Source organism: Mycobacterium arosiense ATCC BAA-1401 = DSM 45069, assembly GCF_002086125.1.
GTDB lineage: Bacteria > Actinomycetota > Actinomycetes > Mycobacteriales > Mycobacteriaceae > Mycobacterium > Mycobacterium arosiense.
Window position 1 is genome coordinate 62,860 of sequence record NZ_MVHG01000002.1, and the last position, 17,081, is coordinate 79,940.

General features: G+C 68.0%; 11 protein-coding genes and 1 pseudogene. 6 read left to right on the forward strand and 6 right to left on the reverse strand.

Features of this window, described 5'->3' with window-relative positions; all coding sequences use genetic code 11:
• Positions 1–7 precede the first annotated feature (7 nt).
• Positions 8–724, reverse strand: a complete 717-nt coding sequence (locus BST14_RS01240; protein ID WP_083062782.1) for a hypothetical protein — start codon at positions 722–724, stop codon at positions 8–10.
• A 277-nt stretch (positions 725–1,001) separates the two neighbouring features.
• Between BST14_RS01240 and BST14_RS01245 the strand changes: the two genes are divergently transcribed.
• Positions 1,002–1,250: a hypothetical protein gene (locus tag BST14_RS01245; protein WP_083062783.1), complete on the forward strand. Its 249-nt coding sequence runs from the start codon at positions 1,002–1,004 to the stop codon at positions 1,248–1,250.
• Between the two features lie 9 nt (positions 1,251–1,259).
• On the opposite strand, the gene uvrA is transcribed toward BST14_RS01245, so the two are convergent.
• Positions 1,260–4,172 carry an excinuclease ABC subunit UvrA gene (uvrA, locus tag BST14_RS01250; RefSeq protein WP_083062784.1) on the reverse strand — a complete coding sequence of 971 codons (2,913 nt, stop codon included), beginning with the start codon at positions 4,170–4,172 and terminating at the stop codon, positions 1,260–1,262.
• Positions 4,173–4,303: 131 nt separating this feature from the next.
• Here uvrA and BST14_RS01255 point away from each other — a divergent pair, with 131 nt between their 5' ends.
• The 3 genes and pseudogenes from BST14_RS01255 to BST14_RS01265 form a co-directional block, all read left to right on the forward strand.
• Positions 4,304–4,981: an MBL fold metallo-hydrolase gene (locus tag BST14_RS01255; protein WP_083062785.1), complete on the forward strand. Its 678-nt coding sequence runs from the start codon at positions 4,304–4,306 to the stop codon at positions 4,979–4,981.
• A 322-nt stretch (positions 4,982–5,303) separates the two neighbouring features.
• Positions 5,304–5,540 (forward strand): hypothetical protein, encoded by a 237-nt coding sequence (locus BST14_RS01260; protein ID WP_245845259.1) that lies wholly within the window; start codon positions 5,304–5,306, stop codon positions 5,538–5,540.
• A 185-nt stretch (positions 5,541–5,725) separates the two neighbouring features.
• Positions 5,726–5,809: pseudogene (locus tag BST14_RS01265) on the forward strand (MBL fold metallo-hydrolase); the annotation flags it as partial.
• A 19-nt stretch (positions 5,810–5,828) separates the two neighbouring features.
• On the opposite strand, the gene BST14_RS01270 reads toward BST14_RS01265, so the two are convergent.
• Positions 5,829–6,272, reverse strand: coding sequence for a universal stress protein (locus BST14_RS01270; protein ID WP_083062786.1), 444 nt, complete (start codon positions 6,270–6,272; stop codon positions 5,829–5,831).
• 282 nt (positions 6,273–6,554) lie between these two features.
• Here BST14_RS01270 and BST14_RS01280 point away from each other — a divergent pair, with 282 nt between their 5' ends.
• On the forward strand, positions 6,555–8,138 hold the full coding sequence (locus tag BST14_RS01280; protein WP_083062787.1) for a mannosyltransferase: 1,584 nt from the start codon (positions 6,555–6,557) through the stop codon (positions 8,136–8,138).
• Between the two features lie 35 nt (positions 8,139–8,173).
• On the opposite strand, the gene BST14_RS01285 is transcribed toward BST14_RS01280, so the two are convergent.
• The 3 genes from BST14_RS01285 to BST14_RS01295 all read right to left on the reverse strand — a co-directional run bounded on the left by BST14_RS01285 (position 8,174) and on the right by BST14_RS01295 (position 13,961).
• Positions 8,174–9,592, reverse strand: a complete 1,419-nt coding sequence (locus BST14_RS01285) for an MFS transporter (RefSeq protein ID WP_083062788.1) — start codon at positions 9,590–9,592, stop codon at positions 8,174–8,176.
• Between the two features lie 57 nt (positions 9,593–9,649).
• Positions 9,650–11,821 (reverse strand): excinuclease ABC subunit UvrB, encoded by a 2,172-nt coding sequence (gene uvrB, locus BST14_RS01290; RefSeq protein WP_083062789.1) that lies wholly within the window; start codon positions 11,819–11,821, stop codon positions 9,650–9,652.
• 70 nt (positions 11,822–11,891) lie between these two features.
• Positions 11,892–13,961 (reverse strand): serine/threonine-protein kinase, encoded by a 2,070-nt coding sequence (locus BST14_RS01295; protein WP_083062887.1) that lies wholly within the window; start codon positions 13,959–13,961, stop codon positions 11,892–11,894.
• 308 nt (positions 13,962–14,269) lie between these two features.
• On the opposite strand from BST14_RS01295, the gene BST14_RS01300 reads away from it, so the two are divergent.
• On the forward strand, positions 14,270–17,029 hold the full coding sequence (locus BST14_RS01300) for an FHA domain-containing protein (protein WP_211280631.1): 2,760 nt from the start codon (positions 14,270–14,272) through the stop codon (positions 17,027–17,029).
• Positions 17,030–17,081 lie beyond the last annotated feature (52 nt).

Genomic DNA, 17,081 nt, shown 5'->3' on the forward strand with positions numbered 1-17,081 from the left:
CGCAAACCTACGCCGAGATGCGGTTAAGGATTTCGGCGTTCTCGGCGCACATCAGCTTAAATTGTCCGGGCTCGGCATGTGTGGATACGGTGCGGCGATCCCACCACATCACCTTGGTTCGGTAGTCGTCGGTGGGATAGACCGCCGCTGTTACGCGGTTGGCGACGACGCCCCCGGAGGACTGCCACTGCTCGAGCACGTGCGCCGCCGCGGTGGCCATCACGAACTGAACACCCATCAGCGTCATCATCGGCAGCGCAGTACGGGCCAGCACCGTGGAGAGCGCCCGATTGCCATATTCGCGAGAATTGGTCCACGCGCTTTTCACCTCCACGACGCCAAACGGAAGCCGGTTGGAAATCATATGGCACAGCAAGGGAAGTCCCGGATTGCCTTTCCATTCCTCGAGCGCGTGGGAGTCTTCCGGTGAGCGCAGGGGCCCCACCACGCGCGTACCTCCGACGACCCGTCCTTGTGGATCGAGCACGACAAAAAACAATGCCGTGTCGGCGCCGTCCCGAATGTGGTCCAGGTCGAGCACCCAATCCAGGCCGTGCCGCCGATAACTGTCCAATGCGCCTTCCAGGTACTGATTCCACAACACGGGCTCTGCCTGCGGGTTGGCCGCGGTGACCCGGCATCCCGTCGCACGGTCGCGCCAACCGAACCCGGTTTTTGACCGCGGGGAGTCAATCGCGATCTTCGCCAGTTGTGCCGCTTCCATCCGTGACCTCCACTTATTCGCGTTTACTACCGAGTAATTCTTGGCACGCGTCTTGAGCCGTTTGTTAATTCGACTTACGACAAATTAACCAAGGGGATTGTGACATAAACGGCCGAATACGGTTGCGTTCCGCGGCCAATCAAGTCGCGAAATCGGACTTGTCTGCATTCGTTTGACACAGCGGGGTTGCCACCGTGTCCCCGGCCCGATTTCGCCGCCGCAGCGCTCCGAGCGACGGACGCGATATGTCGACCTCTCGCGGCGGTACCGTGGCGACATGGCCGACGAACCAACCACTTCGGGCGACGGCGGACCCGGCCCGAAGTACGACGACTCCGGTGTGCCGACCTTCGAGTCGGTGCGCGATCGGATCGAGGCCCGGTACGCCACGGCGCAAGGCGCCGCGGAACTGGACGCGGAATCACCCGAGGGCCGCACGGTCACCGAACAGTACGAGGAGCGACGGCGCGCCGCGGCCGAGCGGCTGGCCCAGATCCGCGACGGGGTGAAGCCCGAGAAAGGTTGAGGCGCGGGCTCAGGCGGTGACTTTGCGACGGCGGTTCGATCGCTGCGGGGCGCTGGTTGCCGCCGGGCTACGACCGATCACCTCGGCGAGGAACTTGCCGGTATAGCTTTCCGGCACCGCCGCGACATCCTCCGGAGTGCCTTCCGCGACAACGGTTCCGCCCTCGGCGCCGCCTTCCGGCCCCATGTCGACGATCCAGTCCGAGGTTTTGATCACGTCCAGGTTGTGTTCGATGACGATGACCGTATTGCCTTTGTCGACAAGGCCGTTGATGACCTTCAGCAGCTTGCGGATGTCGTCGAAATGCAGGCCCGTGGTGGGCTCGTCGAGGATGTAGACGGTGCGCCCGGTCGAGCGCTTCTGCAGTTCCGCGGCCAGCTTGACGCGCTGCGCCTCGCCGCCGGACAGCGTCGGCGCCGGCTGGCCGAGCCGCACGTAGCCCAGCCCGACGTCGACCAGGGTGTGCAGGTAGCGGTGGATGCCGGTGATGGGCTCGAAGAACTCCGCCGCTTCCTCGATGGACATGTCCAACACTTCGGAGATGGTTTTGCCCTTGTAATGCACCTCGAGGGTTTCCCGGTTGTAGCGGGCGCCGTGGCAAACCTCGCAGGGCACGTACACGTCGGGCAGGAAGTTCATCTCGATCTTGATGGTGCCGTCGCCGGTGCACGCCTCGCAGCGGCCGCCCTTGACGTTGAACGAGAACCGGCCCGGTTGATAGCCACGGACTTTGGCCTCGGTGGTGGCGGCGAACAGGTTGCGGATCTTGTCGAACACCCCGGTATAGGTCGCCGGATTGGACCGCGGCGTGCGGCCGATCGGTGACTGGTCCACCCGTACCAGCTTGTCCAGGTGGTCCAGCCCGGTGACCCGGGTGTGCCGGCCGGGAACCTGCCGGGCGCCGTTGAGCCGGTTGGCCAGCACCGCCGCCAGGATGTCGTTGACCAAAGTCGATTTGCCGGAACCCGACACCCCCGTCACCGAGGTGAGCACGCCGAGCGGGAACGAGACGTCGATGCCGCGCAGGTTGTGCTCGCGGGCGCCGACGACGGTGAGCCGCCGCTTGTCCACCGGGCGCCGCTTCGCGGGCATCTCGATGCGTTCCCTGCCCGACAGGTAGGCGCCGGTGATCGAGTCCTTGTTCGCCAAAAGCTCGCTGTAGGTGCCGCTGTGCACGATCTCGCCGCCGTGCTCACCGGCGCGCGGGCCGATGTCGACGATCCAGTCGGCGTGCGCGATGGTGTCCTCGTCGTGCTCGACGACGATCAGCGTGTTGCCCAAACCCCTTAACCGGGTGAGGGTTTCGATGAGCCGGCGGTTGTCGCGCTGATGCAGCCCGATGGACGGTTCGTCGAGCACGTAGAGCACGCCGACCAGGCCGGACCCGATCTGGGTGGCCAGCCGAATGCGTTGCGCCTCACCGCCGGACAGCGTGGCCGCGGCGCGCGACAGCGACAGATACTCCAGCCCGACGTCGAGCAAAAAGCCCAGCCGCGACTGGATTTCCTTGAGCACCTGCCCGGCGATCGCCTTCTCCCGGACGCCGAGGGTGAGGCGCTGGAGGAAGTCCGCGCAGTCCGAGATCGACAGTTCGCAGACCTCGGCGATGGACTTCGCGCCCCGGTCCCCCGCGGCCAGCGTCACGGCCAGGATCTCCGGCTTGAGCCGGGTGCCCTCACACACCGGGCAGGGGACGTCACGCATGAAGCCTTCGTAGCGTTCCTTCATCTGCTCGGATTCGGTCTGCGCCATCTTGCGCTGCAGAAAGGCGAGCACGCCTTCGAAATCGGCGTAGTAGGACCGGGTGCGCCCGTACCGGTTGCGGTACCGCACGTGCACCTGGTGGTCGGAGCCCTCGAGGATCGCCTTGCGCGCCTTGGCCGGCAGCTTGCGCCATGGGGTGTCGACGTCGAAGCCCAGCTCGTCGCCGAGCCCGGCCATCATCCTGGTGAAGTACTCCGCGGTGTGGCCGTTGGACCACGGCGCCACGGCGCCCTCGGCCAGGGTGCGTTCGGGGTCGGGCACCACCAGGTCGGGGTCGACCTCCTTGCGGATGCCCAGGCCGCTGCACTCGGGGCAGGCGCCGTAGGGCGAGTTGAACGAGAACGACCGCGGTTCCAGGTCGTCGACCGCCAGCGCGTGCCCGTTGGGGCAGGCCAGCTTCTCGGAGAACCGCTGCTCCCGGTTGTGCGCGTCGTGGTCGTGGTCGACGAACTCGAGCACCACGATGCCGTCGGCCAGGTTCAGCGCGGTCTCCACCGAATCGGTGAGCCGCTGCTTGGCGGACGCCTTGACGGTAAGGCGGTCCACCACCACCTCGATGTCGTGCTTTTCCTGCTTCTTCAGCTTTGGCGGATCGGTCAACGGGTGCACGACGCCGTCGACCCGGACTCGGCTGTAACCCTGCGCGTTGAGCTTCTCGAAGAGGTCGGCGAATTCGCCCTTGCGGGTGCGCACCACCGGGGCGAGCACCAGGAATCGGGTGCCCTCGGGCATCGCCAGGACCTGGTCGACGATTTGCTGGGGAGTCTGCCGGGCGATCCGCTCGCCGCAGATCGGGCAGTGCGGCGTGCCGGCCCGCGCGTAGAGCAGCCGCAGGTAGTCGTACACCTCGGTGATGGTGCCGACGGTCGATCGCGGGTTGCGGTTGGTGGACTTCTGGTCGATGGAGACCGCCGGGGACAGCCCCTCGATGAAGTCGACGTCGGGCTTGTCCATCTGGCCCAGGAACTGGCGGGCGTAGGCGGACAGGGACTCCACGTAGCGGCGCTGCCCCTCGGCGAAAATCGTGTCGAAGGCCAGCGACGATTTCCCCGAACCCGACAGGCCGGTGAAGACGATCAGCGCGTCGCGGGGCAGGTCGAGATCGACGCCGCGCAGGTTGTGTTCGCGGGCGCCCTTGATGATCAGACGGTCAGCCAACGCTGCCCCTCTCAAAACTTTCGGCAACTTCTCGTGGCCGCTGTGCGGAATCCGAACCGGAATTGCGCACGGCGCATTCCATGCTATGTGCCCATACCGACAAGCAAGTTCTGGCCAGTAGCGTGACCGGTATGACTGCAGTGGACGACAACTACACCGGACACGTCGACCCCGGCACCGCGGCCCGCCGGACCCTACCCGGCGCCACGATCCTAAAGGTCTCGGTCGGCCCCATGGACAACAATGCGTATCTGATCACCTGTTCCGCTACCGGCGAAACATTGTTGATCGACGCCGCCAACGACGCGGACGTCCTGATCGACCTGATCCGGCAGCACGCGCCGAAGGTGTCGCTGATCGTGACCAGCCACCAGCACTTCGATCACTGGCAGGCGCTGGAGGCGGTGGCCGCCGCCACCGGCGCGCCGACGGCGGCCAACGAGATCGACGCGGGGCCGCTGCCGGTCAAACCGGACCGTTTGCTGTCGGGCGGTGACACCGTCGAGGTCGGTGAGCTGACCTTCGACGTCATCCATCTGCGCGGGCATACCCCGGGGTCGATCGCCCTGGCCCTGGGCGGCCCCGCGACCGGCGGTGTCACCCAGTTGTTCACCGGCGATTGCCTGTTCCCGGGTGGGCCAGGGCGGACAACACAACCCAGCGATTTCGAATCGCTGATGGGCGACCTTGAGGCCAGGGTCTTCAGCCGGTACGGCGACGACACCATTATCTATCCCGGCCACGGCGACGACACGACACTGGGGGCCGAGAGACCGCATTTGGCGGAGTGGCGCGAACGCGGGTGGTGAAATTTCCCAGGATCTGGGAGGGTCTGCCGCTCGGCGTTAGTACCGAATTCGGTACTAACTGAGGGGAATTGAGCGGCGGCGGCGCCGTACGCAATGTGACCACGCAACTGTGCGTACGCACACTATGACGCATATGCGCGAAACTGTGCGTGGTTGCGAAATATACTGTGCCCCTCGGCGATTCGCGTCAGCGCGAGTTAACTATGGGCATGACGAACACCACGTACACGCCGCCCGCCAACCCCGCCGATCCCGAGGCCGCTGCCCTGAACCTGATCGTTGAGGCCGCGAGGCCGCCACCGGCAGCTCCGCGTTCCGGGGCGTGCTGCAGGGCCTGGCCGGCGCCCTGCAGATCGAAGGCGTCCTAGCCGGGCTGACCTGGCCAGATGCCCGCCTGGTCGCCGCCGCGATCAGCTTCGAGGCCGTGAACTCGCCCAGGCCCGCCCGGTCGCTGCGGGCCCGGTCCGATTGCGTCCTCGACGGCTGGCCCGCGACGGTCGACCAGGTGGCGGTGGCGCAGGCGCTGCGCACGGCCGCCACCCTGCTGGCCGACCTGTGATCGCGCGCCAGGCGGGACCGACCTGCGGCCGTCCTAGGGGGCGTTGGAAGCTGACTCGGGGGATTTCTCAAAAAGATGCAGTAATTCCTGATGCCGCCCATACAGGCCGTAGAAGCGGGCCTGCTGGTCCATGACCCGCATGCACGTCAGCGTGGCCCTGTAGTCGCCGCCCAGCGCGGCCGCCCGTCATCTACCCCGGTCACGGTGACGACACGGCGCTGGGCGCCGAACGTCCCCACTTGGCCGAATGGCGCGAGCGCGGCTGGTAGCCCGCGCAGCGCTGAGGCGCTAGGACGTGGTGTGCACGATCAGCACGTCGGTCTTGGCCCGGCGCGAGACGTTGGCCGGTACCGATCCCAGCAGCCGGCCGGCGATGGTGCTCAGGCCGACGTTGCCGACCACGAGCAGATCGGCCTGCTCCTCCTCGGCGAGGTGCACCAGCGCGTCAACCGGGGCGCCGACAATGGGTCGCTCATCGATGTTCGTCGCACCTGCGGCGTGGGCGCGGTCCTTGGCGTCGCGCAGAATCGCGTAAATCGGCGCGGTCCCCGAAACCTTGTAGCTCTCGTCCCGCAGGACGTCGGCCGCCCGGGCGTCCTCGTGTTGGGGCAAATACGCCGACGCCACGATCAGCTTTGCGTCCGACCCGGCAATTTGCGCCGCCTTCTCTACCGCGCGCATCGACGAATCCGAGCCATCGGTTCCTACCACCACCGTCCGATAGGCGCCCATTTACCCTCCCAGTTTTGGTTGGTCAGCCAACCCAAGACAGTAGCGCGTTTGCCCGATGAGCAGGAGGAGGATTAACCACACCGCGCGGCGCGGCGCGGCGCAATTTGCGGGTCCTGGCTGGGCCTACGGACATGACGGCAATGCCAAAACAATCAAAAGCGCGCGGCCGACGCCGAAAACATTGCATTAAGCGCCTTTTCGCCAATGTCGGCACGAACAAAGAATGCGCCGGAAGCGGTTTGCGACCAGTTCGCCCGACCGCGACTTAAAGTAACAGGCATCATGTCCATGCCCACCCTCGAGCCCACCCTCGAGCCGCGCGCCGGGGATGTCGGCGCCGAGCCCCGGCCCGGGGGCACTCGCGGCAGGTTGCTGGATCCATGGGCGATCGCCCTGTTCGCCACCGTTGTCAGCGCCGCCTGGGCCTGTCGGCCGTCGCTCTGGTTCGACGAGGGGGCGACGATATCGGCCTCGGCCAGCCGGACACTGCCGGAGCTGTGGCGGTTGCTCAGCCACATCGACGCCGTCCACGGGGCCTACTACCTGGTGATGCACGGCTGGTTCGCCCTCTTCCCGCCCACCGAGTTCTGGTCGCGTTTCCCAAGCTCGCTGGCCGTCGGGGCCGCCGCCGCCGGGGTCACGGTCTTCACCAAACAGTTCTCGACCCGGCCCGTCGCAGTATGCGCGGGGGCGGTTTTCGGCATCCTGCCGCGCACCACCTGGGCGGGCATGGAGGCGCGTCCGTACGCCTTCGTGGTGGCCGCGACGGTCTGGCTGACGGTGTTGTTCGTCGCCGCCGTTCGGCGCGACAGGCCACGCGGATGGGTTTGGTATGCGCTGGGGTTGATGCTGGCGATCTTGCTCAACCTCAACCTGCTGCTGATGGTGCCGGTGTTCGGCGCCATGCTGCCGCTGCTCGCACCGGAGGGCGCCCGCAGGTCTCCGGCGCTCTGGTGGACCGGCTGTTGCGTCGTCGCGGTGGCGGCCATGACGCCATTCATCGTGTTCGCGCACAAGCAGGTGTGGCAGGTCAACTGGATCTACCCCGTCAGCTGGCATTACGCGTTCGACATCATCCTGCGCCAGTACTTCGACCACAGCGTGGCCTTCGCCATCGCCAGCGCGGTCTTGATCGTCGCGGCGATCGCGACCCGGCTGGCCGGCGTGCCGGGCCCGGCCGGCGAACCGCGCCGGTTGCTGATCATCGCAACGGCGTGGATGGTGATTCCCACCGCGCTGGTCGTCGTGTACTCGGCCGTCGTCGAGCCGATCTACTACCCGCGCTACCTGATCTTCACCGCGCCCGCGATGGCCGTCGTCCTGGCCGTCTGTATCGTCACCCTCGCCCGCCGGCCCTGGCCGATCGCCGGGGCGGTGCTGTTGTTCGCCGTCGCCGCCGTGCCGAATTACCTGTTCGTGCAACGCTGGCCGTACGCCAAGGAGGGCTGGGACTACAGCCAGGTGGCCGATCTGATCAGCTCGCACGCGGCCCCGGGCGACTGTCTGATGGTGGACAACACCGTGCCGTGGAAGCCCGGGCCGATTCGTGCGCTGCTGGCCACCCGCCCGGCGGCCTTCCGGTCGTTGATCGACGTCGAACGCGGGGTGTACGGGCCGAAGGTCGGATCGCTGTGGGACGGGCACGTCGCCGTATGGCTGACGACCGCCAAAATCAACAAATGCCCGGCGATCTGGACGATCACCAATAAGGACAAGTCGCTGCCGGACCATCAAGCGGGGCCGTCGCTACCGCCCGGATCCGCATTCGGGCGCGCCCCGGCATACCGCTTCCCCGGTTATCTGGGCTTCCACATCGTCGAGCGGTGGCAATTCCACTACTCGCAGGTTGTCAAGTCCACGCGGTGATTTCGCCGCTCACCCCGGCGACGACCCGGACGAGCTCAACCCCCCGTGCCGACCGGCTGGGCTTGACGCGTCGCGCGCGTCGCCGCGTACGACACCGCCACCCCGGCGGCGCTCAACGCGGTGAACACCGTGAACAGCAGGTGTGCGGCCACCCCCTCGCCGCCGGTCGCGGTGTTGACGACGACGCCCGCCAGCCCGGCACCGATCGCCGCCGAGGTCAGCTGGACGGTGTTGATCGCCGCGGAAGCCGCGCCGCCTTCGGCCGGGTCAGCGACGGACGCCATCGCGCGCGCCGACAAGTGCGGCCAGGCCATCCCGATCCCGACGCCGGCGACCAGCAGCGCGACCGCCCATAGCGTGGCGGTGCCGGCCGACCCGTCGCCGCGCCGGGCCACCGCACCCAACGCCAGTCCGGACGCGGCCACCATCGGCGCCACCATGACCACCCACCCGATGGTCCGCGGGTTCTCCAGCGATGCGCTGACGATTTCGCTGACCGTCCAGCCGAGGGCGAGCGCCGCGCCCAGGAATCCGGCAGCGATCGGCGTCAGGTGGGCCAGCCGCTGCCCGAACAGCGGCATGTAGGTGTTCACCATCGCGGCGCCCATCAGCACGCCCATGGTCAGGTAGATCCACTTCAGCGGCCCGGGCGAGAACACGCTGGGCGGCAAGATGGCCGCGTGCATGCGCCAATCGACGATCACGAACGCGCCGACCAGCACGATGCCGGCCGCGAGCAGCCCGTACGTCGCGACGGTGTCGTGCGGAATCTGTGCGACGCTGACCGCCAGTGCGGCCACGCCGATGATCAGCAGCGACCACACCGGCACCTTGATCCTCGGGATGCCGGTCGGCGGGCTGACCCGGGCCAGCGCGACCGGCACCAGCAGGGCCATCAGCACGGTCAGGACGGCCATGACGACAAAAGCCCAGCGCCAGATGCCGAACTGCGCGAACAGGCCGCCCGTCGTGGGCCCGACCACGGTCGCGACCCCCCACATCGCCGACACCAGCGCCGAGCCCCGCGTCCACAAGCGGCGCGGCAGGGCGGAATTGATGACCGCGTAGCCCAGGCCGGCCAGCAAGCCCCCGGCCACCCCCTGCATGGCCCGCCCAGCAATCAAAACATGCATCGTCGGGGCGGCAGCGCAAGCCAGGCTGGCGGCGCCGAACACGACGAGCCCCAGCAGATATGACGACCGCGCGCCGACGCGCAGCAGCATCGGATTGACCATCGTCGCCGCGACCACCGACCCGACCAGATACAGGGTCGTCACCCACGCGTAGAGCCTGCTGCCGCCGATTTCTGCGATGGTGTTGGGCAATAAGCTGGTGGTCAGGAACTCATTGGTGGCGTAGAGCGCTACCCCACCGGCCAGCAGGACAGAAGTCCTCAGATACCTCGGCCCCAGCAGCTCGCGCCAGCCGCCGGTGATAGTCGCCGCGTCGGTCACTCCTCTACCGTATGGGGTCGCGCGACGATAAGAGCCGGAGATCGGTTGCCAGCAAACTCATTTCAGGCCGGCGGCGTCCATGCCACGAAGTTCCTTTTTCAGGTCGGCGATCTCGTCGCGGAACCGCGCCGCCAGCTCGAATTGCAGGTCGCGCGCCGCGGCCATCATCTGCGCGGTGAGGTCCTTGATCAGGTCGGCCAGTTCGGCGCGCGGCATGCTGGCCGCGTCGCGGCCCTCGAACACCCCCGCGCTGACGGCGCGACCGGGCTCACCCTGCGCGCGCCGGCCGCGGGACGCGTTGCGGCCCGACCCACCGATCTCCACGGTCTCACTGTCGTCGGCCTCGCGGTAGACCTGGTCGAGGATGTCGGCGATCTTCTTGCGCAGCGGCTGCGGGTCGATGCCGTGCTCCTCGTTGTACGCGATCTGCTTGGCCCGACGCCGTTCGGTCTCGTCGATGGCCTCTTTCATCGAGTCGGTGATGGTGTCGGCGTACATGTGCACCTCGCCGGAGACGTTGCGGGCGGCGCGGCCGATGGTCTGAATCAGGCTGCGCGACGACCGCAGGAAGCCCTCTTTGTCGGCGTCCAGGATCGCCACCAGCGACACCTCCGGCAGGTCCAGGCCTTCCCGCAGCAGGTTGATGCCGACCAGCACGTCGTACTCGCCCAGCCGCAGCTGACGCAACAGCTCCACGCGGCGCAACGTGTCGACCTCGGAGTGCAGGTAGCGCACCCGGATGCCCATTTCGAGCAGGTAGTCGGTGAGGTCCTCGGCCATCTTCTTGGTGAGCGTGGTGACGAGCACCCGCTGGTCCGCCTCGGTGCGCTTGCGGATTTCGCCGATCAGGTCGTCGATCTGGCCCTTGGTCGGCTTGACCACCACCTTGGGATCGACCAGGCCGGTGGGCCGGATCACCTGCTCGACGAACTCCCCGCCGGACTGGCTGAGCTCGTAGGGGCCGGGGGTGGCCGACAGATACACCGTCTGCCCGATCCGGTCGGCGAACTCCTCCCAGGTCAGCGGGCGGTTGTCGCACGCCGACGGCAGCCGGAACCCGTACTCGACCAGGTTGCGTTTGCGCGACATGTCGCCCTCGTACATCCCACCGATCTGCGGCACGGTGACGTGCGATTCGTCGATGACCAGCAGGAAGTCTTCCGGGAAGTAGTCGAGCAGGGTGGCCGGCGGTGAGCCCGGGCCCCGGCCGTCGATGTGGCGCGAATAGTTCTCGATGCCCGAGCAGAAGCCGACCTGGCGCATCATCTCGATGTCGTAGTTGGTGCGCATCCGCAACCGCTGCGCCTCGAGCAGCTTGCCCTGGCCCTCCAGCTCGGCCAGCCGCTCGGCCAGCTCCGCTTCGATCGTCGAGATCGCCATCGCCATCCGCTCCGGGCCGGCCACGTAGTGGGTGGCCGGGAAGATCCGCAGGGAGTCGACCTGCCGGATGACGTCGCCCGTCAGGGGGTGCAGGTAGTACAGCGCCTCGATCTCGTCGCCGAAGAACTCGATGCGCACCGCCAGCTCTTCGTACGACGGGATGATCTCCACCGTGTCGCCGCGCACCCGGAACGAGCCGCGGGTGAAGGACAGGTCGTTGCGGGTGTACTGGACGTCGACCAGCAGCCGCAGCAGCGCGTCGCGGGGTACCTCGTTGCCCACGCGCAACTCCACCGAGCGGTCCAGGTATGACTGCGGGGTGCCCAGGCCGTAGATGCAGGACACCGAGGCGACCACGACCACGTCGCGGCGCGACAGCAGCGATGACGTCGCAGAGTGCCGTAGCCGCTCCACGTCGTCGTTGATGGAGCTGTCCTTCTCGATGTAGGTGTCGGTCTGCGCGATGTACGCCTCGGGCTGGTAGTAGTCGTAGTACGAGACGAAGTACTCGACCGCGTTGTGCGGCAACATCTCTCGCAGCTCGTTGGCCAGCTGCGCGGCCAGCGTCTTGTTGGGCGCCATCACCAGGGTGGGCCGCTGCAACCGCTCGATGAGCCAGGCCGTGGTCGCCGACTTGCCGGTACCGGTAGCGCCGAGCAGCACGACGTCGCGTTCCCCCGCCCTGATCCGGCGTTCCAGCTCGTCGATGGCGGCCGGCTGGTCCCCGGCCGGATCGTGCGGGCTGACCACCTCGAAGTGGCCGCCGACGCGCACCAGCCCTTCCACGGCCTCTTCGGCCGGCCGGTATTCCGAATGCGCTACTACGGGATGTTCCGTGGCGAATGCCATGCCACCAGGGTAGAACCGATCGCCGACAAGTGTCGCAGCGCTTTGTCAGACGTGCGGGCGCATCCGCTGGCTACCCGGCCGGACGTGTCCACGTCCGGGTTACCGGATCGCATTGCAGCAGGTAGCCGTCGCTGGAGGTGCTCATGGCGAACACCGAGGTGCCCGGCCGGTCGCAGGAGCTGCCCGCGGCGTGCACGCCCATCGTGATCGGCGCTTTGGCCCAGCTGCTGCCCTCGCAGACGATCTGCTCGTTGTTGGTCGGGTCGTAGGCCACCTTGCCGACGTCGCTGCACAGCCCGCCGAGCACCGGCGGCGCCGGGGCGGACGCGGTGGTCGAGGCGTTGATGACCTGGGTTGGATCGCCCAGCGCGACGTTCGCGGGCGCAACGCCCGCCCGGGTGGCCACCACCGGCACCCGCACCACCGCCCCCTGGGCGCCGCACTCGTTGGTCAGCACGGTCTCGGTCTCCGTGCCGCGCAGCGTGCCGTCCGCCTGCGGCGCCAGCGACCAGGCGATGGTCTCCTGCTGGGTGGCCAGCACCTGCCCGTTGGGCTGAGTGCAGCCCACCCGCTGCTGCACGGGCGCACCCTGCCAGTAGCCGGCCACGAAGCGCAGGGTGTCGGTCTGTCCGCCATCGGTGGTGTTGGCCACCTGGTGGCTGGCGTCGTCCAGCTGGGTGCCGGTGGCCGCGCATCCGTTGGTGGTGCACACCGACCGGAAGGCCCACCAGCTGGTGGCGGCCCCGCCGTGCCGGATCGAGATGCCGTTGGTGGTGCGCTTGGCCTGGTCGTAGGCCAGCCGGTACGTCCCGTTGAGCGCCGGCCCGCCCGCGGTGGGTGCGGCGCCGGCGGCGGGCGCGGAGGGTTTGGAGGCGAGCGCCGGATTGCTCGGCGGCGTGTCGGGGGAGAAGGAATAGAGGATCGACCAGGTCGCCGCGACGGCGATGAGCACCGCACACACCAGCGCGGTCGCCCATCGGGTTTTCGCCGAAAAGCGATGCCCCAGAACGGCAATGACGCCGCCGGGCCCGCGCCGCTGATGCTCCGTGGCTACGTCGGCGCGGGGCGCGACGCCGCGACCCGCCCCGGAGACGGCACCGAACGACTCGCTGACGGCGGCGGCGAACGCGCGGCACCGCTCGAACCTGTCCTCGGGCCGCTTGGCCAGCGCCCGGTCGAACACGTCGTCGAGCTGGGCCAGATCGGGGCGGAAATCGCTGAGCCGCGGCGGTTTTTCGTGCAGATGCTGGCTGATCACCGCGATCGGGTTGGAATGCTGAAACGGCGGCGCCCCGGTGAGAAGGTGGAAAGCCGTTGCGGCCAAAGCGTATTGATCGGCGCGGCCGTCGATGGGCGAACCCGTCAGCTGCTCGGGTGCGGCGTACGCAACCGTTCCGACGGCGACGTTGGTCTCGGTGATCCCGCTGATGTCGCCCAGGTGGCGCGCGACGCCGAAGTCCGCCAACAGGATTCGCCGCACCCCCTCTTCGGGATGGGTGAGCAGGATGTTGGCCGGCTTGACGTCGCGGTGCAGCAGGCCACGGTCGTGGGCGTAGTCGAGCGCGCCCGCCACCGCTTGCACGATGGCGCACACCTCGTGGATTCCCATCCCCTCAGCGTGGTTCTCCTTGACCAGCCGGGAGGCGTCGGTGCCCTCGACGTAGTCCATCGAAATCCACAGGTGCCCGTTGAATTCACCCCGGTCGTGCACGCCCACGATGTGCGGGTGCCACAGCGTCGCGGCGAGATCGGCTTCGCGGTTGAACCTTTCGCGAAACTCGGGGTCGGCGGTCACCGCCTCGGCCAGGACCTTGATCACGTCGCGGCGCGGCAGCCGGGGATGCAACGCCAGGTAAACCTCGGCCATGCCGCCGGCACCGAGCTGCCGCAAAATCGTGTAGCCGGCGAATGCTGCACCGTTGCCCACCGCACGGCGCTGCCCGCTGGACTCGTTGAGCTGTTGCGCGACGGCGGGTTCCACGTTGGGGGCGGAATCGACCGGTGGTATCCGACGGAACAGCTGCCCGATCGGCATGGCGGGCAACGAGCGAAAGCCCGCGCGCAATGCCTCCCGGGCCTGTCGCGGGCCCAGCCGTCGCCCGGCGCCGATGCGCCGGGTAGTTCCCCTGTGCTCGTTCATCAATGCCATGCCCCCCGTTTTCCGGCACCGCCCCCGGTGTCGCCGCACTGTGATGCGGGTCGCTGCCTTCCGGGCGTACGCACCGCGAATGGGCCCTCCACTTGGTCTCGTTGCGTACCGGCACAACGGTGTGCTCGACGCGCTCCCACGCAACGCTCCCTTTCGCCTCTGTTGTTCGAATAATGCCGCACGCCAGTAGGCGATTCGTCTCAGCAAGCTATGAAAGGGCTATGAGTGGCCGAATCGAGACAAAGGGAAGTCACAGCTGGCTCCAATAGAGCGCACTGCCGATGCTGGTCGATACTTGAGTGGTGACTCGACCCGCCCCGCCCATCCTGACAATCCGGCATGACGGGTCCCAACGATCCTTCGCGGCCGGCCACGAAGTGGTCGTCGGGCGCGACGCGCAGGCCGACGTGCGCATCGCCGATCCGCGGATTTCCCGCGCGCATCTGATCCTGCGGTTCGATCAGGGCCGGTGGCTGGCAATCGACAACGGCTCGCTGAACGGGACCTACCTCAATGGCTACCGGATGCCGGTGGTCGACATCCACGACGGGCAGAGCATTCACATCGGAAACCCGCAGGGGCCGCGCCTGACCTTTGCCATCGGGCCACAGCAGGGCCATGCCGGCCTGCCGCCACGGACCAGGCCGAGTCACGACTCCGGGCCGCCGACGCTGGGGTGGAATGCGCTTGCCGAGCAAACGAATCCGACGCATCCGCCGCGGCCCCCGCAAGGCCGGCCCGGCGGCCAGAACAGGGGCTCGGCCCGCGGCGGGCCGCCGGGTGCGCCGTCGCGCCCGGTCCCACCCCGGCAGCCGGCGAGGCCGCCGAGCGCACCCCCGCATCAGCCGACGGTGCCGCCCCGCCAGGCGCCACCGCCCCGCGTATTACCGCCACCGGCGCCGCGCGGCGTCCCGCCCGAGGAGCGGACCGTCATCGACCCGGGCTCACCGGCAAGGCTGCAGGTCGCGCCGCCCGCGGCGGGCGAAACCGAGGCTCCACGACAGCCATCCGTAACGCCCGCAGCGGAATTCACCGTGATCGACGCCAAGACGGCCGACGTGTCGAACCTGGCGACGCGTTTTGTGAAACTGCTCTCGCCGCGCGCGTCCTCGGCCGCGGGCACCGTCGGCGCCATGACGATCGGCCGCGCCGCCGAGAACGACATCGTCGTCTCCGATGTGTTGGTGTCCCGTCAGCACGCCACCCTGGTGCCCACCCAGCTGGGCACCGAGATCCGCGACAACAGCGTCAACGGAACGTTCGTCAACGGCACCCGGGTCGGCTCGGCCATCCTGTCCGAGGACGACATCGTCACCATCGGCAACGTCGACCTGGTGTTCCGCGACGGCACCCTGACCGAACGCGGTGACGCCGGCACCCGCACCGGCGGCCTCGAGGTGCGCGACGTCACCTACGCCGTCGACAACGGCAAGCAGTTGCTGGACGACATCTCGCTGACCGCGCGACCCGGGACGCTGACCGCCGTGATCGGCGGTTCGGGCGCCGGGAAGAGCACGCTGGCAAGGCTGATCGCCGGTTACACCACCCCGACGTCGGGCTCGGTTACGTTCGAGGGACACAACATTCACGCCGAGTACGCATCCCTGCGCAGCAGGATCGGCATTGTTCCGCAAGACGACGTGGTGCATCGCCAGCTGACCATCAACCAGGCGCTGGGCTACGCCGCCGAGCTGCGGCTGCCGCCCGACACCAGCAAGGCGGACCGCGCGAAGGTCGTCGCCCAGGTACTCGAGGAACTCGACCTGACCAAGCACGCCGACACCCGCGTCGAGAAGCTATCGGGCGGGCAGCGCAAACGCGCCTCGGTGGCGCTCGAGCTGCTGACCGGGCCGTCACTGCTGATCCTCGACGAGCCGACCTCGGGGCTGGATCCCGCGCTGGACTTGCAGGTCATGACCATGCTGCGCCAGTTGGCCGATGCCGGCCGGGTGGTGCTGGTGGTGACGCACTCGCTGTCCTACCTCGACGTCTGCGACCAGGTGCTGCTGATGGCCCCGGGCGGCAAGACGGCCTACTGCGGCGCGCCCGACCAGATCGGTGGGGCGATGGGCACCACCAACTGGGCGAAAATCTTCACCCAGGTCGGCGCCGACCCCGAAGAAGCCAACCGTCGATTCGTGGAGCGCAGCGAGGCCCAGAAACGGCCGCAGCGGTACCTGCCGGACAAGACTGACGAGCCGAGCAGCCTCGGGGAGCCGGTTCACACCAGCGTGCGCCGCCAAATTTCGACGATCGCCCGGCGTCAGGTCCGCCTGGTGATCGCCGACCGCGCCTACTTCGTCTTCCTGGCCCTGCTGCCGTTCATTTTGGGCTCGCTGTCGCTGACGGTGCCGGGCAGCAACGGATTTCACCTTCCCGCGCCGAACGCGGGGACACCCGACGAAGCCGCGCAGATACTGGCCCTGCTGATGCCGGCGGCGGCATTCATGGGCACCGCTCTGACAATTCGCGACCTGGTGGGCGAACGCGCCATCTTCCAGCGCGAGCAGGCGGTGGGTTTGTCGACCACCGCCTACCTGCTTGCCAAGAGCGCGGTGTTCTGCGGGTTCGCGATACTGCAGTCGGCGATCGTCACCGCGATCGTGGTGATCGGCAAGAGCGCCCCGACGCGCGGCACGGTGCTGTTCGGCCACTCGACCGTCGGGGCCACCGTCGAATTGTTCGCCACCGTCGCGGCGACGTGCGTCGCCTCGGCCATTCTGGGCCTGGCGATTTCGTCGCTGGTGCGCTCCAGCGAGCAGATCATGCCGCTGTTCGTGGTGGCGGTGATGGCGCAGTTGGTGCTGTGCGGCGGAATGGTGCCGGTGACCGGCCGCCCCGGTTTGAACCAGCTGTCGTGGGCCATGCCGGCACGCTGGGGCTACGCCGCGGCCTCGTCGACGGTGGATCTGCGTCACCTGGTGCCCGACACCCTGCTGTCCCAGGACCGGTTCTGGCAGCACACGCCGAAGGTCTGGCTGCTCGACATGGGCATGCTGGCCGCGCTGTCGATCTTCTACGCCGGCTTCGTGCGATGGAAAATCCGGTTGCGACGGTAGCCGATCGCCCCGCGGCGGTAGGGTGACACCATTCACCCGCCGAAGCACGAGA